This window comes from Neisseria bacilliformis (assembly GCF_014055025.1).
GTDB classification, from domain to species: Bacteria; Pseudomonadota; Gammaproteobacteria; order Burkholderiales; family Neisseriaceae; genus Neisseria; species Neisseria bacilliformis.
Window position 1 is genome coordinate 1994488 of record NZ_CP059571.1, and the last position, 20820, is coordinate 2015307.

The 20820-nt window shown below is 60.3% G+C and carries 23 protein-coding genes; 18 read left to right on the forward strand and 5 right to left on the reverse strand.

Annotation, left to right across the window (positions count from 1 at the left end; genetic code table 11):
• Positions 1-66: 66 nt before the first annotated feature.
• Positions 67-672 (reverse strand): glycerol-3-phosphate 1-O-acyltransferase PlsY, encoded by a 606-nt coding sequence (plsY, locus tag H3L91_RS09655; protein ID WP_040659100.1) that lies wholly within the window; start codon positions 670-672, stop codon positions 67-69.
• A 59-nt stretch (positions 673-731) separates the two neighbouring features.
• Here plsY and folB point away from each other — a divergent pair, with 59 nt between their 5' ends.
• From folB to H3L91_RS09670, 3 genes are all read left to right on the forward strand, one after another.
• Positions 732-1082, forward strand: coding sequence for a dihydroneopterin aldolase (gene folB, locus H3L91_RS09660; RefSeq protein WP_007343633.1), 351 nt, complete (start codon positions 732-734; stop codon positions 1080-1082).
• Between the two features lie 311 nt (positions 1083-1393).
• Positions 1394-1597, forward strand: a complete 204-nt coding sequence (locus tag H3L91_RS09665; protein ID WP_007343634.1) for a cold-shock protein — start codon at positions 1394-1396, stop codon at positions 1595-1597.
• A gap of 76 nt (positions 1598-1673) precedes the next feature.
• Positions 1674-1886: a hypothetical protein gene (locus H3L91_RS09670; protein WP_007343635.1), complete on the forward strand. Its 213-nt coding sequence runs from the start codon at positions 1674-1676 to the stop codon at positions 1884-1886.
• Positions 1887-2075: 189 nt separating this feature from the next.
• Here the strand turns inward: H3L91_RS09670 and H3L91_RS09675 are convergent, their stop codons facing one another.
• A complete protein-coding gene (locus H3L91_RS09675; RefSeq protein WP_169310112.1) occupies positions 2076-5009 on the reverse strand; it encodes a FimV/HubP family polar landmark protein in 2934 nt (977 codons plus the stop codon).
• A gap of 316 nt (positions 5010-5325) precedes the next feature.
• Here H3L91_RS09675 and H3L91_RS09680 point away from each other — a divergent pair, with 316 nt between their 5' ends.
• The 11 genes from H3L91_RS09680 to H3L91_RS09730 all read left to right on the forward strand — a co-directional run bounded on the left by H3L91_RS09680 (position 5326) and on the right by H3L91_RS09730 (position 13086).
• On the forward strand, positions 5326-5877 hold the full coding sequence (locus H3L91_RS09680; protein WP_007343638.1) for a septation protein A: 552 nt from the start codon (positions 5326-5328) through the stop codon (positions 5875-5877).
• Entirely contained in the window at positions 5870-6166 is a 297-nt protein-coding gene (locus H3L91_RS09685; protein ID WP_007343639.1) for a YciI family protein, read from the forward strand. Before H3L91_RS09680 ends, H3L91_RS09685 begins: the two co-directional genes overlap by 8 nt.
• 1 nt (position 6167) lies before the next feature.
• Positions 6168-6452, forward strand: coding sequence for a BolA family protein (locus H3L91_RS09690; protein ID WP_007343640.1), 285 nt, complete (start codon positions 6168-6170; stop codon positions 6450-6452).
• 16 nt (positions 6453-6468) lie between these two features.
• Complete coding sequence (locus H3L91_RS09695) at positions 6469-7341, forward strand: peptidyl-prolyl cis-trans isomerase (protein WP_007343641.1); 873 nt, start codon at positions 6469-6471, stop codon at positions 7339-7341.
• A 233-nt stretch (positions 7342-7574) separates the two neighbouring features.
• Positions 7575-8321, forward strand: a complete 747-nt coding sequence (locus tag H3L91_RS09700) for a peptidylprolyl isomerase (protein ID WP_007343642.1) — start codon at positions 7575-7577, stop codon at positions 8319-8321.
• Between the two features lie 467 nt (positions 8322-8788).
• Positions 8789-9442, forward strand: coding sequence for an IS1595 family transposase (locus H3L91_RS09705; RefSeq protein WP_182109832.1), 654 nt, complete (start codon positions 8789-8791; stop codon positions 9440-9442).
• A gap of 255 nt (positions 9443-9697) precedes the next feature.
• The gene (locus H3L91_RS09710) at positions 9698-10459 is read left to right on the forward strand and encodes an SDR family oxidoreductase (protein ID WP_007343644.1); all 762 of its coding nucleotides are present in this window, start codon (positions 9698-9700) and stop codon (positions 10457-10459) included.
• A 311-nt stretch (positions 10460-10770) separates the two neighbouring features.
• Entirely contained in the window at positions 10771-11298 is a 528-nt protein-coding gene (locus H3L91_RS09715; protein WP_007343646.1) for a hypothetical protein, read from the forward strand.
• Between the two features lie 181 nt (positions 11299-11479).
• Positions 11480-11656 (forward strand): AraC family transcriptional regulator, encoded by a 177-nt coding sequence (locus tag H3L91_RS09720; protein WP_007343648.1) that lies wholly within the window; start codon positions 11480-11482, stop codon positions 11654-11656.
• 129 nt (positions 11657-11785) lie between these two features.
• Positions 11786-12469 carry a methylated-DNA--[protein]-cysteine S-methyltransferase gene (locus tag H3L91_RS09725; protein ID WP_007343649.1) on the forward strand — a complete coding sequence of 228 codons (684 nt, stop codon included), beginning with the start codon at positions 11786-11788 and terminating at the stop codon, positions 12467-12469.
• Positions 12466-13086 carry an alpha-ketoglutarate-dependent dioxygenase AlkB family protein gene (locus H3L91_RS09730; protein WP_007343650.1) on the forward strand — a complete coding sequence of 207 codons (621 nt, stop codon included), beginning with the start codon at positions 12466-12468 and terminating at the stop codon, positions 13084-13086. The genes H3L91_RS09725 and H3L91_RS09730 overlap by 4 nt, the downstream gene beginning before the upstream one ends.
• A 553-nt stretch (positions 13087-13639) precedes the next feature.
• Here H3L91_RS09730 and mtgA read toward each other — a convergent pair.
• The 3 genes from mtgA to H3L91_RS09745 are packed head-to-tail and all read right to left on the reverse strand — an operon-like array spanning position 13640 to position 16669.
• Positions 13640-14323, reverse strand: a complete 684-nt coding sequence (gene mtgA, locus H3L91_RS09735; protein WP_007343652.1) for a monofunctional biosynthetic peptidoglycan transglycosylase — start codon at positions 14321-14323, stop codon at positions 13640-13642.
• 1 nt (position 14324) lies between these two features.
• The gene (aroE, locus tag H3L91_RS09740) at positions 14325-15137 is read right to left on the reverse strand and encodes a shikimate dehydrogenase (RefSeq protein ID WP_007343653.1); all 813 of its coding nucleotides are present in this window, start codon (positions 15135-15137) and stop codon (positions 14325-14327) included.
• Positions 15134-16669 carry an AmpG family muropeptide MFS transporter gene (locus tag H3L91_RS09745; RefSeq protein ID WP_040659102.1) on the reverse strand — a complete coding sequence of 512 codons (1536 nt, stop codon included), beginning with the start codon at positions 16667-16669 and terminating at the stop codon, positions 15134-15136. The genes aroE and H3L91_RS09745 overlap by 4 nt, the downstream gene beginning before the upstream one ends.
• 185 nt (positions 16670-16854) lie before the next feature.
• On the opposite strand from H3L91_RS09745, the gene H3L91_RS09750 reads away from it, so the two are divergent.
• The 4 genes from H3L91_RS09750 to murB all read left to right on the forward strand — a co-directional run bounded on the left by H3L91_RS09750 (position 16855) and on the right by murB (position 20702).
• A complete protein-coding gene (locus tag H3L91_RS09750) occupies positions 16855-17430 on the forward strand; it encodes an opacity family porin (RefSeq protein ID WP_040659661.1) in 576 nt (191 codons plus the stop codon).
• A 102-nt stretch (positions 17431-17532) separates the two neighbouring features.
• Positions 17533-17973 carry an acyl-CoA thioesterase gene (locus H3L91_RS09755; RefSeq protein ID WP_007343656.1) on the forward strand — a complete coding sequence of 147 codons (441 nt, stop codon included), beginning with the start codon at positions 17533-17535 and terminating at the stop codon, positions 17971-17973.
• A 329-nt stretch (positions 17974-18302) separates the two neighbouring features.
• On the forward strand, positions 18303-19682 hold the full coding sequence (locus H3L91_RS09760; protein ID WP_007343658.1) for an MATE family efflux transporter: 1380 nt from the start codon (positions 18303-18305) through the stop codon (positions 19680-19682).
• Positions 19683-20702, forward strand: a complete 1020-nt coding sequence (murB, locus tag H3L91_RS09765; protein ID WP_007343659.1) for a UDP-N-acetylmuramate dehydrogenase — start codon at positions 19683-19685, stop codon at positions 20700-20702.
• Positions 20703-20820: the final 118 nt, after the last annotated feature.

Below are 20820 nucleotides of genomic sequence, written 5' to 3' on the forward strand. Positions count from 1 at the left end.
GGCCGAAAACGGCGTTTGGCGTAACACGATGCCTTTTCAGACGGCCTCTTTGATTTGGGGATGTAGCTACTGCACCTTCTCGCCGATTTTGCCTTCCCTGCCCGCGAGCAGGTTTTGGATATTGCTCTTGTGGCGGTACAGCACCAACAGCGCGATGGCCGCCGTTACCGCCGCCCAAGAACGGTGCGGCATCAGGAAAAACGCCGCAAACGGGCTGACCAGCGTTGCCAGCAGCGCGGCCAGCGACGACACTTTGAAACCGAACGCCGCCACCAGCCACACCGCCGCGCACACCAGAGCCGTCGGCCACGACAGCGCGAGCAGCACGCCCAGCGCGGTGGCCACGCCCTTGCCGCCCTTAAAGCCGAAAAAAACAGGCCACATATGGCCGACCAGCGCAAAGAGCGCGGCCAGCGCAACGGTGATGTCGGCCAAACCCAGCGGCTCTTGCAGCAGCTTCGCCAGCAGCACCGCCGCCACACCTTTGAGCGCGTCGCCCAAAAGCGTGAGCACCGCCGCCGTTTTGCGGCCGCTGCGCAAAACATTGGTCGCCCCCGGATTGCCCGAGCCGTAAGTGCGCGGGTCGGCCATCCCCAGCCCTTTGGACACGATGACGGCAAACGACAGCGACCCGATCAGATAGGCCGCCGCAACAATCAGGAAATCAAACATAATCCGTCCGCATTGCTTTAAAATCCGCCGCATTCTATCCGAAAACGGAGTGCGACAAAATGGACAAAATCTTTCTGCACGGCATGAAGGCCGAAACCCTGATCGGCGTATACGAATGGGAGCGCAAACAGCCGCAAACCCTCGTCATCGACCTTGACATCGGCCTGCCGCCGCGCAGGGGCAGCGACGACATCGCCGACACGGTGCACTACGCCGAAGTGTGCCAGGCCGTGCGCGACAGCCTGCGCCGCCAGGACTTCTTCCTTTTGGAAACGCTGGCCGAACACATCGCCGCGCTGGTGCTCGACGGCTTTGCCGCCGTGTGGGTGAAAGTGCGGCTGGTCAAACCCGGCATCCTGCCCGACGTGCGCGAAACCGGCGTGGAAATCGAACGCGAAAAGGCCGTCTGAAAACAAGCCGCTCCGCCACCGCCGCCGCGCGGCGTTTTCCGCTTTTCAGACGGCCTCTCCTTTTGGCGTACACACAATACGCCGATGTATAGTTTGCGTAAAAAACAGGCAGTTTTTCGCGTTTGTGTATTGTTTTTCCCACAATTTTCCGTAAAAAACCGTTTGCCCCGCCTAATGCTTGACGCTGCCGCTTAACAAAGGTAAAAAGACGGTTAAGCCGATTGGGGCAGTTACTCTAAAACGATAACAGCGTCTTACCGTAAACCCGAAAGGCTTGGTTTGATTAATTTTTTATGGAAAGTAGTAGATTTATGGCAACCGGTACAGTCAAATGGTTTAACGACGCAAAAGGTTTTGGTTTCATCACCCCCGACGAAGGCGGCGACGATCTGTTCGCACACTTCTCCGCCATCAACATGGACGGTTTCAAAACCCTGAAAGAAGGCCAAAAGGTCTCCTTCGACGTAACCAGCGGCCCCAAAGGCCTGCAAGCCGCCAACATCCAGGCAGCGTAAACAGATAGCCGGCTTGACCGGTTGGAAACACGGCGGGTTTTGCACCCGCCGTTTCTTTGGCAAAAAAAGGGAAAACATGTCCGACTACCAAACCGCGCAACGGCAGCTCGCCGAAATGATCGAATATCTGCGCACCCACCAGTCCGCCGACTGCGCCGCCGCCGAAAAAGAAGACGACGACCTCGTGCGCCTCAGCCTGCAACAACGCATCCTCACCCCGTCCGACAGCGTAACCATCGAACGCATCGGCGCGTATTACGAAAAATTTTTCACTGGGCGCAGCAGATAAAACACCGAAAGAGGCCGTCTGAAAACCATAACACGTTTTTCAGACGGCCTTTCTTCTTTATTGGCGATAGGGCAAAACATATTGCACATAACACCGCTGCCCTACCCTACCCGCCGCACCGCCAAAATCCCATTCGGCCGCACGCAAAAAAGCCCGGAAACCATTCCGGGCTTTGTGCTTTCAGGCTGTTCAACCGCCGATACGCGCCAGCAGCTCTTTCGATTTGGCTTGGATTTCGCCGTGCGATTCGTCGATCAGCTCGTACAGCGTTTCGCGTGCCGCGTCGGGGTCGCCGATTTCGATGTACATTTCCGCCAGCTCGTATTTGGCTTCCAGCGGGGCGGTCATGCCGACGGATTCGGAAACGAAAGCCGGTTTGCTGTCGCCGCCCTCGTCTGCCGCTTCGAGGCTGCCCCAGTCGATGTTTAAATCATCGGCAGTATCGAGCTGGGTGTCGTCGAAGGTAACGCTGCTGGTGAGATCGACATCGGAATCGTCTCCCTGCCAGCCGGCCGGCTCAGGCTGCTGCGGCGCGGGTTCGGGCTGCGCGGCGGCGGCAAACGGATCGGCCAAAGGTTCGGCTTCGGCAAAACCGGTCGGCGCGGTCGAGGCCGTCTGAACCTGCGGGATTTCTTCCTGCACGGCAGGAATCTCGAATGCGGGAATTTCCGGTGTTTCCACCGCCGGTGTTCCAAAGGAAACCACCGTTTCGGCTTCCGGCTCTTGAACAAAGGCATCCGCCAGTTCGATTTTCGCCGCATCTTCCTCTGCCGCAGGCAGATCAAACGGCGGCAATCCGGCATCTGCCTGTACGGCTGCCGTTTCTGCCGAAGCCGCTTTTTCTTCAACGGCTTTGGGAATGTCGGCGGCAAAGGCGTCGGCGGTAAATTCCAAAGGCGGCTCGACAACTTCTTCGCCTTGGAAAAATTCCGGCTGTTTGGCGGCAGGCGCGGGAATTTCTTCGGCCACAGGGGCGGCAGGCTCGAAATCAAAATCCAGCGGGGCTTTGGTTTCGACAGAGGCCGTCTGAATTTCCGCCGCAGATATCGTCTGCGCTGCGGCTGACGGAGTTTCTTCAAGCGCAGGTTCGGCAAACGGCTCGAATGCCAGCGGGGCTTCGCTGTCGTCAAAAACGGGGGCGGTTTCTTTGGGCGCGGGTGCACTGGTTTCCTGTGCGGGTGTTTCAGCAACAGGCGTGAAATCGAAATCCGGCAGGGTTTCGCGTTCGGCTTCTGCGGCGGCAGAGGCCGTCTGAATTTGTGCTGCGGGCTCGGCTGCGGCTTCTTGGAAAGGCGCGGCCGCAATATCGTCTTGCGCCCACGAAAGCGGCTCGGGCTCGGGCGACGGTGCGGCAGGCGTTGCCGATAAGGGTTCTGCTACGGGTTTTGAAGGTTCGGCAGCTTTGGGTTCGGCAGATGCTGCACTGCTCGCCCAAGAAACGACCGGCTCGGGTTCAGCGGGACGCGCCGCTTTTTCTGCCGCGCGCTGTTTCTCGTGCAATGAGAAGGCATCGCCGGTCGCCCACGAAGAAACCGCTTCTTCCTCATGCGCGGGCGCGGCGGGTTTCGCCGCAGCAGGCTGCGGTTTGACGGGGGCGGGTTCGTCCGGCTCGAAAATGCTTTCGGTGGACTCGATGCTGTCCCAGTCGGCGTTTTGGCGGCGGCGGGTTTCTTCGTCGTCGGTTACCGCGCTGCTGGCAATACCGGCCTGCGGAATGTCGAGCGTGCTCAAATCGAGGTCGAACGACGCGTTGTCCGCCGCAGCAGCAGCTGTGTCAACCGAATTGAAAAACACCACGTCGTCTTCGAGATCACTGTCGTCCAAACCGTCCTGCACCTGCACGCTGTCGGCTTGGCCTTTGGTAATCGGGGCTTTGGGGTGCTCGGGCTTGGCGATGGGCTGGTGCAGGCGGATGCCTTCCTGCTCGTCAAAAGGCGTTTCGCCGCCGTCGGTTTCCGGTGCGGGTTTGCGACCCAGCTTGCCTTCGCGTACCAGTTTGAACACCAAAAAGGCGATGGTCAGACCCAATCCGCCTGCCAGCAGCCATTTCCACAGCGAGCCGTCGGATTCTTCCTCAGCGGCGGGCTGCTGCTCCGCTTTCGGTGCGCTTGGCGCGGGCGGCGGGGCTTCGGCTTCTGCGGATGCGGGCTGCTGCTCAGCCGCGTCCTGCCCAGCCTGCCCGTCATCGGTTTGCGGCGGGGTGTTTTCTTGTTCCTGCGCGGTTTGGGGCTTTTCCGCTTCGGGGACGGGGGACTGCTGTGCGGCGGCCGGTTTGTTGTCCGCCGCGCTGTCTGCCGCTTCGGGGGAAGCGTCGGACGGGGATTTGAACGAAGCGGGCAGGGTCAGGGTAATGCCGGAGAACAGGCGGTTGGGATTGCCGCCGAGTTTTTTCGGATTGGCCTTGATGAGGGCACGCACGGCCTGGTCGGCGGTCATGTTGTCGGGACGCAGCTTGTCGGCGATGATGAACAGGGTTTCGTCCGGCTGTACGGTGTAGAGCCTTTTTCCCTGCTGCCTGTTTTGCGCCTGCCGCTCTTTTTCGGCTTTGGCCTTGGCTTCGCGTTCCAAACGCGCGGCTTCTTCCTGTTCGGCGCGGGCGGCTTTGGCCAGGCGTTCGGCTTCTTTTTTCTTTTCGAGGGCTTCTTTTTCCAGCCGCGCGGCTTCTTCCTTGGCGGCCTTGTCTTTTTTCGCCTGCTCGGCCTTATCCTGTTTTTCCTGCCCGGCTTTGTCCTGTTTGGCCGCGTTTTCTTTCTTCTCCGCCGCCAGCGCGGCTTTCGCTTTCGCGCTCGACGGGTCGATGACTGCGGTGTACTGGCGCGACTGGCCTTTCACGCCCATCTGGAAAACGATGACCGGATCTTTGATGGCCGCAGCGGAACTCAGGCTGACCAGCGCGTCGTCGCCGGATTTGCGGACAGTGGCTTTCAGACGGCCATCTGAAAATGTGGGCTTGGTGCCTTTCAATAATTCCTTCGCTTCTTTTCCGGTAACTTTCACGGTGGCGGAAAAGGGCTCGCCCAAACTGGAATTGACGCGCAAACCGCCAAGCGCGGCCATGCTTCCCGACGAGGCCAACAACGATACGGACAACGCTATCAGCTTGATTTTACTGTTCGCTTTCAAAATTAATCCCTCTGACTGACTGCGGCGCAATCCTGCCGCAAGGCTTTTACAGCCGCGTATCATATCTTTTCTTGCCCCGCATTGCCAAATTTAACGGCTTTTGAATCAGATTTGACGCTTTTTAATGTTGCTATCACGCGATTACACGTTTTGCGCCGCCACCCGCCGCCGCTGTTTTTCAGACGGCCTGCCGTATGGTTTGCGCGGAGTATGCGGGCGGCTTATTTGCTTTGTTTTGTAAAGAAAGACGACGGAAACAGGTGCAAAAAAAGGCCGGGGGCTGTATGATGGCGGTTTTCATTTGAAGACGCACCGCATGAAAGCAGCAAGCGACCTGATAGCCGTCATCCTGTTTTTCCTGACCTACATCATCACCAAAAACATCATTCTGGCCACGTCCGTCGCCATCGTTGCAGGCTTGGCGCAGGCGGCGTTTTTGTGGTGGAAATACAGGAAACTGGAAACCATGCAGTGGGTTTCGCTGCTGCTGATAGTCGTCTTCGGCGGCGCAACCGTGCTCACGGGCGACCGCACCTTCATTATGTGGAAACCCACCCTGCTCTTTTGGGCGGGCGCGCTGGCGATGCTTGTCGGCAGCCTGATGAAGAAAAACGGCCTGCGTGCCGTGCTGGGCAAAGAAATCGAGCTGCCCGAACACATGTGGAAAAGGCTTACCGCCGCCTGGATTGTGTTTCTCGCCGTGATGGGCGCAATCAATCTGGCCGTGGCCTACCCCTTTACCGCCGAACGCGAAGCCGTATGGAACAACTACAAATTCTTCGGCTCCACCGCGCTGATGTTTCTTTTCTTTCTGGCGCAGGGCATCTACCTGAGCCGCCACCTCAACAAGGAACCGCAAAATGACTGAACAATACTACATGCTGCTGGCCACCGACGGCGAAGGCGTGCACGAAACGCGCATGGCGGCGCGCCCCGCCCACCTTGCCCGCTTGGAACAGCTCAAAGCCGAAGGCCGCCTGCTCACCGCCGGCCCCAACCCCATGCCCGAAGACCCGGAACGCGTGTCCGGCAGCCTGATTATTGCCGCCTTCGACTCGCTCGACACCGCCCAGGCGTGGGCGGAGCAAGACCCCTATGTCGAAGCGGGCGTATACGAAGAAATCCTCATCAAACCCTATAAAGCCGTGTTCAAATAAGATGCAGAGCATGGAACACGAAATTCAGACGGCCTTATCGCACCTGAACCCCGACGTATTCGAGTTTTCCGACGAAAGCCACCTCCACGCGGGACACGCCGGCAACAGCGGCGGCGGCCACTACCGCATCCTCATCGTCAGCGGCGCGTTTGAAAACGTCTCCCGCATCATGCGCCAGCGCATGGTGAAAGAGCCGCTCGAAACGCACTTTTGCACCGGCCGCATCCACGCCCTCGCCATCCGCGCCCTCACGCCCGACGAATTTTTCAACCGAAGCAACCCCTAACCGAAAGAGCGAAAACATGAAAAAAACCCACCTTGTCCAGGCACTCGTCCTCGCCGTCCTCTCCGGCAGCCTCGCCGCACAAACCCTCGTAACCGTCAACGGCAGCAAAATCGACAGCAGCGAGGTCGACCGCTACGTCAAAGCCCTGCGCGCGCAAAACCCCCAGGTTCCCGACAGCCCCGAAATCCGCTCCGAACTCCTGGGCGACATCGTAACCCGCACCATCGTCGTCCAAGAAGCCCGCCGCCTCAAACTCGACCAAGGCAAAGAATACAAAGCCGCCATCGAAAACGCCCGCAAAGCCGCGCAAAAAGAAGGCGCGGACAAAAAACCCGGCTTCAAACAGCAATGGGAAGACTACCAAAACGAACTGCTCAACCAAGCCTTCGTCGCCCACATCGTCCGCACCCAGCCCGTCAGCGACGCCGAAGCGCGCAAAAACTACGAAGAAATGCAAAACTTCTACAAAGGCAGCAGCGAAGTCCAAATCGGCGAAATCCTCACCCAGAAAAAAGACGACGCCGAAAAAGCCATCAAAGACCTCAAAGCCAACAAACCCTTCGTCGAAACCGCCCGCAAATACTCCGCCGACCCGCAGGTCAAACAAACCGGCGGCATCAACAAAGAATACGACCCCCTCAAAGACCTCGAAGCCGCCGCCCCGCCCGTTTACAACGCCGTCAAAGACCTCAAAAAAGGCCAGTTCACCACCACCCCCGTTGAAGGCAACGGCGCATACGGCGTGTTCTATATCAACGACAAACGCTCCGTACAAATCCCCGCCTTCGAGCAGATCAAAGCCAACATCACCCGCAGCCTGATGCAGCAGAAAGTCAACCAGGCCATCAGCAGCCTCACCGAAAAAGCCACCATCACCCCGGCCAAATAAAACCCGTCCGGCCAACGACACGGCGGCGTTCCCACTGGGGCTGTTGACATTCAGCTTGCGAGCGGCTTTTTGAGTAAAAAATACCCGAATGCAAGGAAAAAAGCGCAGCAAGGTTGGACACCTTGCGAGCATTTTGACGCGGCAGGCGGGTGTTTTTTGCCAAAAACACTGCCGCAAGGCTGATTGTCAACACACCCTAAGGCACGCCGCCGCAAACACAAACAGGAAAAACCATGAAACACAAAACCCTACTCACCACCCTCACCCTCGCCTTCGCCGGCATAGCCGTCGCCGCCGCCCCCGCTGTGGACAAAACCCGCGTCGAAGCCGTGCTCAAACAAGTGCAGGAAATGGCACCGCCCGAAGCGGGCGCGCCGCCCGCCGACCTGCGCGCCACCATCGAAAAACGCCTGGCCGCCGACGACCTCCTTAAAGCCGAGGCTCTCAAACTCGGCCTCGACAAAAAGCCCGAAGTGCGCGCACAGTGGCAGAATCTGGAATCCGGCTTCTACGCCGAACAATACGCCAAACACCTCGAAGCCGCCGCCGCCGTCAGCGACGAAGAACTCCGCGCCGCCTACGCCGAACAAACCCGTGCCGTCAAACTGCAACAAGTCGGCTTCCCCAGCGAGGCCGAAGCCCTGCAAGCCCAACAGCTCCTGCTCAAAGGGCTCAGCTTTGAAGAACTGATGAAACGCCACCCCAACCCCGCGCAGGAACAGCTCTCCGGCTTCGTCGCCCTCGCCCAGCTCCCGCCGGAGTTCGCCGCCGCAGCCGCCACCATGCAGCGCGGCCAAATCAGCCACAAACCCGTCGCCTTCCAAGGCAGCTACTACCTGCTGAAAATCGCCGCCACCGAACAGGCCGAAAACGCCCCGCCGTTTGAAGAACTGAAAGACCAAATCGCCGCCCTGCTCAAACAGCGCAAAGCACAGGAACAAATCGCCACCCTGCTCAAAGCAAACGGACTCGAACCCTAAGCCCGCGCCGGCACACTGGAAGGCCGTCTGAAAAACCATCTTTACGGATTTTCAGACGGCCTGTTTATACCCCGCCACGCCGAACCCAACGTAGAGCGTGTCGTCCCAAGGCGACGCACGCGGTCTCTGCTGTATCAGGTATTCCGTCCATCACGCTCCACCCACAAAAACCGCGTGCGTGGCTGCACCGCCTTGTATGCAAGAGGCCGTCTGAAAAACCTTAAACAGATTTTCAGACGGCCTGTTTATATCCGGCCATACCGAAGCCCCGTAGCGTGTGCCGCCACGATGCACGCGGTTTTTGTTTGGCGGTGATATTTGAGGTCAGGATAACAGGAGGCCGTCTGAAAATTGAGGAAGGAGCAGTCGGGTATTTATGCCCGACCTGCGCTGCTGCCCGAAATGCAAAAGGCCGTCTGAAACCTTTTGGGGCTGTACTAGATAAGCAGTCATGTTAGACTGTAAAAATGAAGATAACCCGTTGTAAACTAAAAAAGAGTATTCAAAAGAAACTGCTCCAATTTTTTGTACTCGAAGTTACCGCCCGTTCAGCTGCCGATTTATTGGGCATCCACCCCAATTCGGCAGTGCTGTTTTACCGCAAGGTTCGCGTAGTCATCAGCCATCATCTCTCGTTGGAAGCCGATATGGTTTTTAACGGCTCGGTCGAGTTGGACGAGAGTTATTTCGGCGGACACCGCAAAGGCAAACGCGGGCGCGGTGCGGCAGGCAAGGCGGCGGTTTTCGGTATTCTCAAACGCGGCGGCAAGGTCTATACCGTAGTGGTTGAAAACGCCAAAAGAGAAACCTTACTGACTGTTATCACAAAGAAAATCATGCCGGACAGCATTGTCTATACGGATTGCCTGGGCAGCTATGACGTATTGGATGTGAGTGGCTTTACCCACCAACGCATCAACCACAGCAAGCTGTTTGCCGACAGGCAGAACCACATCAACGGCATTGAAAATTTCTGGAATCAGGCAAAGCGCGTACTGCGCAAATACAACGGAATCGACCGAAAATCTTTCCCGCTGTTCTTGAAAGAATGCGAGTTCCGTTTTAACTTTGGCACACCTTCCGAGCAGCTCAAAGTGCTGCGTCGGTGGTGTGGAATTTAGGGCTTATCTAGTACAGCCCCTTATTAAAAGGCTACCTGAAAACATAATCGGCAAACAAAAGGCAGCCTGAAAACCGCCAGCCGCGTGCGTGGCAAAGCCCACCCTACTCATGGGCATGGAAACCTGTTTTTCAGGCTGTCGCAAAGGTCGTCTGAAAACCCAACCCCAAAAACCCGCAAGAATCGGGTCGTTCACCTTCGGTCTTTTCCTTAAAATTCCCTCTGTTACCAACTTACTGACAAAACAGGAAAAACCATGCAAAACGATTTTTTGAATCTGAACAACAAGGTCGCCGCTGTTATCGGCGCGTCGTCGGGTATCGGCAGGGCGACGGCGTTGCTGTTGGCAAAACAGGGCGCGGCGGTGGTGTTGTGTGCGCTGCGGGCGGACGAACTGGCGCAGACGGCGGCGTTGGTACGCGAAGCGGGTGGCAGGGCGGAAACGGTGGCGGGCGACGCGCGGCAGCCTGAAACCCATGCGGCGGTGGTGCGCACGGCGGAACAGGTTTTCGGCGGGCTGGATATTGCCGTCAACAATGTCGGTGCGTTGGGTGCGTACAAGCCGCTTGCCGAGTTGTCGCCCGATGAATGGCGCGACACGCTGGATAGCAATCTCACCACCGCCTTTTTGGGTGCACGCAGCCAGATTCCCGCCATGCTGCGGCGCGGCGGCGGTGCGCTGGTATTTACGTCCAGCTTTGTCGGCAACAGCGTCGCCCTGCCGAACCTGTCGGCTTACGGCACGGCAAAAGCGGCGTTGTGCGCGTTGGTGAAGGGCATTACCGCCGATTATGCGGCGCAGGGCATCCGTGCCAATGCGGTGCTTGCGGGCGGCGCGGACACGGATATGGCGGGCAACGCGGAGCAGAAGGCATGGGCGGCGGGCTTGCACGCGGTCAAACGCATCGCGCAGCCTGAGGAGATTGCCTCGGTGATCGCTTTTCTTGCCGGCCCGGCGGCGAGTTTTGTAACGGGCGCATCGCTGTTTGCCGACGGCGGCAATTCGTCGGTGAAGTAGCGGGTTTCGTCTTTGCCCGACGGCGTTTCAGGCTGCCTGAAAGAGTGGCGTAGCTCGGGCATTTATGCCCGACCTGCAAACTGCGCGGGAATGACGGCGTGTTTTGCGGTTCCGGGTTTTGCAAAGGTTTCGGCCTTTCTGCATTTTCAGGTAGCCTGAACGCACCCAAAGGCCGCTTCGTTTCTTTTTTGAGGACAGTCCGAGATTGCGCTGTCATTACCCCGTCCTTACAATCGCATCCGGCCGAGCCGTTTCAGGCAGCCTGAAACAGCTCTTTTCCAGACCAACCCCCTTTCCAAAAGGAAATCCCCATGAAAAAACACATCCTCCTCACCGCCGCCCTTGCCTTAACGGCCGCCGTCCCCGTCCTGGCCGCCGACAAAGCGTCGCCCATGTTGCCCATTTTGGAACGCTATCACGTGCAAGAAGGCGACGCATGCGGTTTAACCGTTGAAAAAACCTTCCAATACGGCGGCGCAACCTACGTTCTCTATTCCTCGGCCGGCTATTTCGCCTCCCAGAGCAAGCCCAGCCACGAACACTGCGATGGCGGCGAGGCGACATTTACCTTCAGGCTGGCCGAAATCCGCAACAAGCGCGTGGTGAACGACGATTTGTTCTCCGGCATCAACATCAACACCCGCTTCCTCGACGTCAACAGCGTCCGCTTAAACGGCGCAATCCTCACCTTTAAAAACAACGAACTGGGCAAAGACCCCGAAACGGGCGAAGCAGACGACAACCGCTACGCCGCCGATATCTATCTCAACCAGTTCAATTTGAAAACGCGCCGCGTCATCAAGCACGAATTTATCGGACGCGACAAATCAAACGGTTAAGCAGGACAGGTCGGGCATTCATGCCCGGTTTTTTTAAATCCGCCGGCAAAGGCAGCCTGAAAACCCATCCGCACCCAATCCACAGCAAGCAAGTTTGTTTTAACGTTTCAGGCTACCTGAAATACTGTCGGGCAAACTGCAAAAGCGTTTTCCCTTTTATCCAAAACAAACTGAAAATACGATGACCACCGCCCAACAAATCCAATTCGAGCGCATCGCCGCCGCGATAGAGTTTCTCTACGACCACCACCGCGAGCAGCCCGACCTGGCCGCCGTTGCCGCACACGTCCACATCAGCCCCCAGCACTTGCAGCGGCAATTTCAGCAGTGGGCGGGCTTAGGGTGTGTTGGCAATTAACGTTTTGGCGGCTTTCCCGCCATAAAACGGCATCTGCCGCGTTAAAAATACTCGCCTATGGACGGCATAGGCTCGCATTTTTGCCTTGCATCTGCCATTTTCTGACGAAAAATCCGCTTCAAAAGTTAAATGTCAACACACCCCGGCCCGAAAAAAATGCTGCAACACATCAGCATCGAAAACGCCAAGCGCATTCTGCACGCCCAAGGCAGCGTGCAGGATGCCGCGCTGGCAAGCGACCTAAGCGGCACCGGGCGGCTGCACGACCTCTTTACCACCATAGAAGGCATGACCCCGGGCGAATACAAAAACGGCGGCGCCGGCCTGCAAATAGACTGGCAGCTCGCCGCCAGCCCCTACGGCAGAGTGTTGGTCGCCAACACCGGCAAAGGCATCTGCTTCCTCAGTTTCGCCGACGACCCCGCCGCCGAACGCGCACGCCTGCAAGCCCTTTTCCCCAATGCCGAACTGCGCAACGCCGCCAGCCAAATGCAGGCGCAAGCCTTGCATGCGCTACAACAGCCGCCGCAGCAACCGCTCGCCCTGCACATCAAAGGCACGCCGTTCCAACTCAAAGTCTGGCAGGCCTTGCTCAACATCCCGTGTGGGCAGCTTGCCGACTACGGCACACTCGCCGCGCGCATCGGACATCCCAAAGCCTGCCGCGCCGTCGGTACCGCAGTCGGCAGCAACCCCGTCGCCGTGCTGATACCCTGCCACCGCGTTATCCGCCAAACCGGCATGGTCGGCGGCTACCGCTGGCATCGCGGGCGGAAAATCGCCCTGTTGGGCAAAGAATTGGAATCAGCATGAACTTGTTTGCCACGCACCCCGACGACAACCTGCTGCCCTACGACGGCATCATTAACGACTACGGCGTCATCTTCACCCCGCAGCAAGCCGATGATTACCTTGCCTATTTGGAAGAACACATCGCATGGCGGCACGACGAAGCCGTTATTTACGGCAAACACATCACCACCGCCCGCCAAGTCGCATGGTACGGCGCACAAAATTTCGCCTACACCTATTCGGGCGCGACCCGCATCGCACTACCGTGGGACAGCGTGTTAGCCAACATCAAACAGCAGGTAGAACAACACATTGCCGCCGTCAGCCCCGTCTGCTTCAACTCCTGCCTGCTCAACCGCTACGCCGACGGCAGCCAGGGCATGGCGTGGCATAGCGACGACGAAGCCTGCTTGGGCAAAGACACCGTTATCGCATCCGTCAGCTTCGGCGCGACGCGGAAATTCGCGTTCAAACACAAACAAACGCAGGAAAAACGCGAACTCATGCTGCAACATGGGCAGCTCATCGTCATGCGCGGCAGCACCCAGACCCATTGGCGGCACGCCATTATGAAAAGCAGCAAAATCCACACTCCGCGTATTAACCTGACCTTTCGCACCATGCTGGCGCAGGGGTAGGGCAGCCTGAAAACGGCGTAGTAGGTCGGGCATTGATGCCCGACAAACACCGGAAAATTGAAAAACGTCGGGCATAAATGCCCAACCTGCCCTGCCTCCAAACACCGTCGTTCCCGCGCAAACGGGAATTTTGTCGGATTCAAGCAACAGTTTGTTTATTCAAAAACAATCGGATGCCAAACAAGATTCCCACCTGCGCGGGAATGACGTTTCTGAAAAACGGGTTTCGTGTCTTTGTGCAGGGTGTACGGCTTGCTGCGCACGCGGTTTGCGGTTTCGGCTACCGTTTGAATATTCCCGCGTGCGCTGCAAACAACAGGCCGTCTGAAAACGCGGTTTCGGTTTTGCCGGAGCGTTTTCAGACGGCCTGTTGTGCGGTGGCATATGGTAGTAGAGTAGGTCGGGCATTGATGCCCGACAAACGGCAGCAGATTTGACAAACGTCGGGCATGAATGCCCGACCTACCGGCTTGACCCGCCGTTCCACCGGTACCGTTATTGATTAGTGGGTCGAGATCCACCCTACATCAGGTTTTCAGACGGCCTTTCGCCCTTATTCTTCGGGCAGTTCGGCCGAGCCCATGCGGCGCAGGATGGTGTTGGTTTTGGCGCGCAGGCGGCGGCTTTTGGGGTTGTCGGCAAAGAAGAGGGGGGCGGGGACGCGGGCGGCGAGGGCGGCGGCCTGCTGTTTGCTGAGGCTGGCCGCGCTTTTGCCGTAGAAGTGTTGGGCGGCGGCTTCCGCGCCGTACACGCCGTAGTCCCATTCGATGATGTTGAGATACAGCTCGAAGATGCGGTCTTTGTCGGTGGTGGCTTCGAGCATGGCGGTGATGGCGGCTTCTTCGCCTTTGCGGATGTAGCTCTGCCATTCGCTCAAAAACAGGTTTTTGGCCAGCTGCTGGCTGATGGTGGAGCCGCCGCCTTTGATTTTGCCGCTTTTTTCGTTGCGGCGGGCGGCGTTGCGGATGCCGTTCCAGTCGAAGCCGCTGTGTTCGGCGAAGGCGGCGTCTTCGGAGGCGATGAGGGCTTTTTTGAGGTTGTCGGAGATGTCGGGGTAGGCGCGCCAGCGGTAGTCGAGGGGGATGTCGCGGCCTTCGCTGCGGAATTCGGCCATGCGGGCGGTCATGAACGCGCTGTGGTGGGGGGCGAGGGCGCGGTAGGTGATGATGCCGCCGTAAACGTAGGCGTTAAACAGGATGAAGAGGGCGAACGGGAGGGCGAGTATCCATTTGAGCATTTCAGACGGCCTTTCTCAATGCGGCGATGACAGGGGCGGTGGCGGGGGTGTGGCCGCGCCAGAGGCGGTAGGATTCGGCGGCCTGGCAGACGAGCATGCCGAGGCCGTCGGCGGTTTGCGCCGCGCCGTTTTTTGCGGCGGCGGTTTGGAAGGCGGTGGCGGTGTCGGCGTAGGCCATGTCGTAGGCGAGAGCGCAGTTTCGGTAGGCGGTTGGCGGAATGTCGGGGGCGGTGCCGGCGAGGCTGCCGGAGGTGCCGTTGACGATGATGTCGAAACCGCTTTTCAGACGGCCTGTTTCGACGGCGGCGATGCCGAAGCGGCGGGCGAGGGCTTGGGCTTTTTCGTGGGTGCGGTTGGCGATGGCGAGTTCTGCGGGGTTTTCGGCCAGCAGGGGCTGCAACACGCCGCGCACCGCGCCGCCCGCGCCGAGGACGAGGATGCGTTTGCCGCAGAGGGGGATGCCGAGGTTGCGCGTGATGTCGGAGACGAGGCCGAGTCCGTCGGTGTTGTCGGCGCGGATGAGGCCGTCTGAAAACGGGATGAGGGTGTTGGCCGCGCCTGCGGCGGCGGCGCGTTCGGCGCATTCGTGCGCCAGCTCGGCGGCCCGGGTTTTGAAAGGCAGGGTTACGTTCGCGCCCGCGCCGCCCTCGGCGAAAAAGGCGGCGATCTCGCGCGCGAAGGTTTCGGGCTGCGACAGGCGGCGTTCGTAGCGGATAGACACGCCCTCCTGCGCGGCGAACATTTGGTGGATTTGCGGCGATTTGCTGTGGGCGACGGGGTTGCCGAACACGGCGTAAAGCGGGGCGGGGGTCATGGTTGTTCCTTGTCTGCCGTGTTTTCAGACGGCCTGTAAACGTATTTGGCGGTCAGCCACAGCAGCAGCAAAACCGGCACGCCCAACAGGGCGGTGAAGAGGAAGAAGCCGGGGTAGCCGATGTTTTGCACCATGGAGCCGGAGTAGCCGCCCAGCGTTTTGGGCAGCAGGGTCATCAGCGAGCTCAACACGGCATACTGCACGGCGGTGAAACGGATGCTGGTAAGCGAGGAAAGGAAGGCGACGAACACCGCGCCGGCGAGGCCGGAGGCGAGGTTGTCGCAGCCCACGGCCAAATAGAGGAACAACACGTCGTGCCCCCGGTAGGAGAGCGCGACAAACAGCAGGTTGGTGGCCGACGCGAGCACCGCGCCGGCGGTCATCATCTTCATCAGCGAAAACCGCTGCGACAACAGCCCGCCGAGCAGGCCGCCCGCCACCGCCATCACCACGCCGAAGGTCTTTACCGCCGCCGCGATTTCCTCCTTGGCAAAGCCCATGTCCTGATAAAACACGTTCGCCACCACCCCTGCCACAATGTCGGACACGCGGTACATGCCGATCAGAGCCAAAAGCAGCAGCGCGGCACGGCCGTAGCGGTGGAAAAAATCGGCCACGGGCGACACCCAGGTGGCGCGCACCAGGTCGGCGGACACCAGCTTCGCCGCCGTCAAAAGCCGCGCCGCCGCCAAGGCCGCCGCCGCCGCCGCACCCAGCCGCAGCGTTTCCCAAAACAGCTTGGAGAACGCGCCTTGCGCCTGCGGCAGCAGATCGCCCGCATAGGCAAAGGTCGTCGCGAAGGCCGCCGCCGACGCGGCAAACAGCAGCAGCAGGCGCAGATTGTCCGCCGCGCCCTGGGGGGCCGTCTGAAAACCCGCCCCCGCCTGCGGCTCGCGGATGAAGAAAGTCGTCAGCACCCCCGCGCCCATTACCGCCGCCATCGCCAGATAAGTCTGCCGCCACGCCGCGTAGGAATAATGTTCCGCCGACGAGCCGAGTTTGGCCGCCAGAAACAAAGCCCCCGCGCCCGACACAATCATGCCCACGCGGTAGCCCGCGTTATACGTGGCCGAAGCCGCCGTCAGAATGCCCGCGTCGCCGCCCGCCGCCTCGATGCGGTAGGCGTCGATTACAATGTCCTGCGTGGCCGAAGCAAAGCCCAGCAGCACCGCCGCCGCCGCCATATAGGGCAGCGCGTCCGCCGAAGCCGGATTCACGCAGGCCATCCACGCCGCCGCCGCCATCATCAAAACCTGCGACAGCAGCAGCCACGAGCGGCGTTTGCCCAAACGGCGCAACAGCGGCAGCGGCAGCGTGTCGGCAAGCGGCGACCAGACGAATTTGAAGGAATAGGCCAACGCCGCCCAGCTGAACATGGTAACCGTCTCCCGCGCCACACCCGCCTCGCGCAGCCACAGCGACAGGCTGGAAAACACCAGCATCAGCGGCAGTCCGGCGGAAAAACCGAGAAACAGCAGCGAAAGCACGCGGGAATCGAGATAAACGGCGGCGGGATGGCGGGCGGCAGGCATGGGCGGGATGGCGGGAAACGGCAAAGGTGGCATTGTAGCAAAAGGCCGCCCCCGCCTGCGCGGGGATGACGTTTCCGAACAAACGCGGCACTCGCGCAGGGCTTTTGAACGGGTTTTATGTTAAAATGCTGCCGCCATGCGGCCGCATGGCGCAACATTTCTTAACCTTTTACGAGGAACAAATCATGAAAAAAACACTCGCCATCGCGCTCGCCGCCCTCCTGCCCGCCGCCGCCCTGGCCGACACCCCGGGATTCTACGTCCAGGGCGACTTGGGTCATGCCACCGTAAAATACAAAGAAGACGGCGACAGCTGGAAAACCAAAGGTTTCAGCCCGCGCCTCTCCGCCGGCTACGATTTCGGCGACTTCCGCGTCGCCGCCGACTACACCCACTATAAAAAATACGACGAAACCTTAACCGACCAGTTCGGCACGGATCATTTTGAAGCCAAAGCCCGCAGCATCGGCGTATCGGGCATTTACGATTTCGACACCGGCACCCCGGTCAAACCCTATGTCGGCGCGCGCATCGGCATCAACCGCATCTCCCTCGAAGCCACCGAAACCGCCCCGGGCTTCTACGAAAAAGAAAGTTACAGCAAAACCAAACTCGGCCTCGGCGCGATGGCCGGCGTAAGCTACGACATCAGCGACAACATCGCCCTCGACGCAGGCTACCGCTACAACCACTGGGGCAAATTCGACGGCGTGAAAGTCCACAGCAACGAATTCCACGGCGGCGTGCGCGTCAAATTCTAAACGCCGCGCGTCAAGACCACAGGCCGTCTGAAAACCCGTTTTTCCGGTTTTCAGACGGCCTCATCACAGATAAAACCGCCAAACCGACCACAGGAGCGAACCATGTCCCGTCCCGCCGTTGCCCCGCCGCAAAACGTCTGTTTCCAAACCCTGCTCGCCGTGCGCGTGGGCGACCTCAACTACGGCGGCCACCTCGCCAACGACGCCGTGCTGCGGCTGGTGCACGAAGCCCGCGTCCGCTGGCTCGCCTCGCTCGGCCTCAGCGAATTGGACATCGGCGGCTGCGGCCTCATCATGACCGCCGCCGCCGTGCAGTACCACGCCCAAGCCTTCCACGGCGACGAATTGCGTGCCGACACCGGCATCGCGCAGCTTTCCGCCGCCGGCTTCCGCCTCGACACCGCGCTGGTACGCACCGCCGGCAACATCCCCGTCGCCACAACGCAATGCCACATGGCCGCCTTCGACTACCCCGCCGAGCGCGTGCGCCGCCTGCCCCACGCCCTGCGCGAACGGCTGGCAGCCTTGGCAGAGGCCGTCTGAAAAACACGTTTTTGGCTGCGCCGAAGCAACGTAGGTCGGATTCTTGAATCCGACGTTTCCCCGCAGGGAAAAATCAAGCCCGTTTTGGCGGCTGTCGGATACAAGTATCCGACCTACGGCCACTCCGTTTTGGCTGCGCCGAAACTTTGTTTTCAGACGGCCTTTTGCCGCGGGACAAAGAACGCGGCCTGCCGCTTTGTTTGCTAAAATGCGTGCCCTGCCGGATGCGTCCGGCAGCTTCTTTTTGCCCCTGCGCCCGCGCCGCGTTTTTTTCAGACGGCCTCTTGCGGCGTGAGGCCGTCTGAAAACCCTGCCAATCGGAAACCTTTATGCTGCTGGACATCAACCGCTATTCCTTTACCGTGTTCGCCAAAGAAACCAAAGCCCTGGCCGCGCTGGCCTGGCCGATGATGCTGGCGCAGGTGGCGGCGGTGGGGCTGGGCTTTGTCGATACGGTGATGGCCGGCGGCGCGGGCAAGGCGGATTTGGCGGCGGTGGCTTTGGGCAGCGCGGCATTTGCCACGGTGTTCATCACTTGGATGGGGGTGATGGCCGCGCTCAATCCGGTGGTGTCGCAGCTGCACGGCGCGGGCGAGGCACGCGCGGTGGGCGAGGCGGGGCGGCAGGGGCTGTGGTTCGGCCTGCTGCTGGGGCTGGCGGGGATGGGACTGCTTCTGGCGGCGGTGCCGCCCTTTTTGTGGTATCTCGACCTGCCGCAGCCGGTGGAGGACATGCTGGCGCAGTATCTTTGGTTTACCGCGCCCGCGATGCCGGCGATGATGCTCTACCGCGCGCTGCACGCCTACACCACCAGCCTCGGGCGCACGCAGGCGGTGATGTGGGTGAGCTGGGCGGGGCTGCTGCTGAACATCCCGCTCAATTATGTGTTTGTGTACGGCAGATTCGGCCTGCCCGCGCTGGGCGGGGCGGGCTGCGGGCTGGCGACGATGCTGGTGTGCTGGTTTGAGGCGGCCGCGCTGTGGCTGTATGTGAAACGCGCGGCGTTTTTCCGCCCCTTCGGCCTCGCGGGCGGCTTTTCCAAACCCGATTCCGCCATGCTGCGCCAGCTTTGGCAGCTGGGCTGGCCGTCGGGCTTGTCGTATTTTCTCGAAGCAAGCCTGTTTACCTTCATCATGTTCCTCATCGCCAAATTCGGCGAGGATTATGTGGCCGCGCAGCAGGTGGTCATCAGCCTCACCGGCATCATCTATATGATTCCGCAGGCTTTGGGCGCGGCGGTTACCGTGCGCGTCGGCTTCGCGCTGGGGCGGCGGCAGAAGCGGCGGGCGCGTTACATTGCCGGTGCGGGCATCGCCTCGGGGCTGGCTCTGGCCTGCTGCACCATGCTGCTGCTGATGCTGCTGCGCAGGCCGTTGGCGTCCGTTTACACCTCCGATGCGGCGGTGCGCGCTCTGGCCGCGCAGGTGCTGCTGTTTGCCGCCCTGTTCCAGCTTTTCGACTTCACCCAGTGCATCGCCTCCTACGCCCTGCGCGGCTACAAAATCACCAAAGCCCCGATGCTGATCCACGGCACGGCCTTTTGGGGCTTCGGCCTCTTGCCCGGCTGGCTGCTGGCCAACTTCGCCGCGTTGAAAATCTTCGGCTTCTGGACCGCCCTCATCTTCTCGCTCGCCTGCGCCGCCGTGCTGCTTTTGTGGCTGCTGGAAAAACACAGCAAAGCCGTGCTGCTTGATAAAGGACTGTCGTAAATGGACATTATTGCAAACGCCGACCTGCGCCCCTTCAACACCTTCGGCCTGCCCGCCCGCGCCCGTTATTTCGCCGAACTCACCGATGCCGCGCGGCTGCCCGATCTGTGCGCCCTGCCGTTTTTCGAGCGGGAAAAAGTCCTCTGGCTCGGCGGCGGCAGCAACATCATCCTGCGCGGCGATTATCCCGGCCTCGCCGTGCGCCTCGCCAACCGGGGCATACGCGAAACCCGCCGCGCACCCGGACACGTCTGGCTCGAAGCGCAGGCCGGCGAAAACTGGCACGGCTTTGTGCGCCACACCCTCGCGCTGGGCTTGAACGGCCTGGAAAACCTCAGCCTCATCCCCGGCACCGTCGGCGCGTCGCCCGTGCAGAACATCGGCGCGTACGGTGTGGAGGCCAAAGACCTGATCGACACGGTCAACTGCTACGATTTGGCCGAACACCGCTTTGTCTCCCTCGCCAACGCCGAATGCCGCTTCGCCTACCGCGACAGCCTGTTCAAACGCGAAGGGCGCGGCTGCTACGTCATCACCTCCGTCGTGTTCAAACTCGCCGAACGCTTCACCCCCCGCACCGCCTACGGTGATCTGGCCGACGTGCTGGCCGCAAGCTGCCCCGGCCGCGAAATCACCGCCGCCGACGTGTCCGCTGCCGTCTGCCGCATCCGTCGCGCCAAACTGCCCGACCCCGCCCGCCTGGGCAACGCCGGCAGCTTCTTCAAAAACCCCGCCGTACCCGCCGCCCAAGCCGCCGCCCTCGCCGCCGCCCACCCCGCCATGCCGCGCTACCCGCAAAGCGACGGCACGGTGAAACTCGCCGCCGGCTGGCTCATCGAGCAATGCGGCCTCAAAGGCCGCAGCATCGGCGGCGCGGCGGTGCACGACAAACAGGCACTGGTGCTGGTCAACACCGGCCGCGCCACCGCCGCCGACGTCGCCGTCCTCGCCGCGCTGGTGCAAAACACCGTCGCCGAACGCTTCGGCGTAGAGCTGGAAAGCGAACCGGTGTGGGTGTGAACAAAAATGCAAAAGGCCGTCTGAAAACCTTGTTAGGGGATTTTCAGACGGCCTTTTGAGTAGGTCGGGCATTTATGCCCGACATTTTTCAATCTGCCGGTGTTTTCGGGAAACGCGC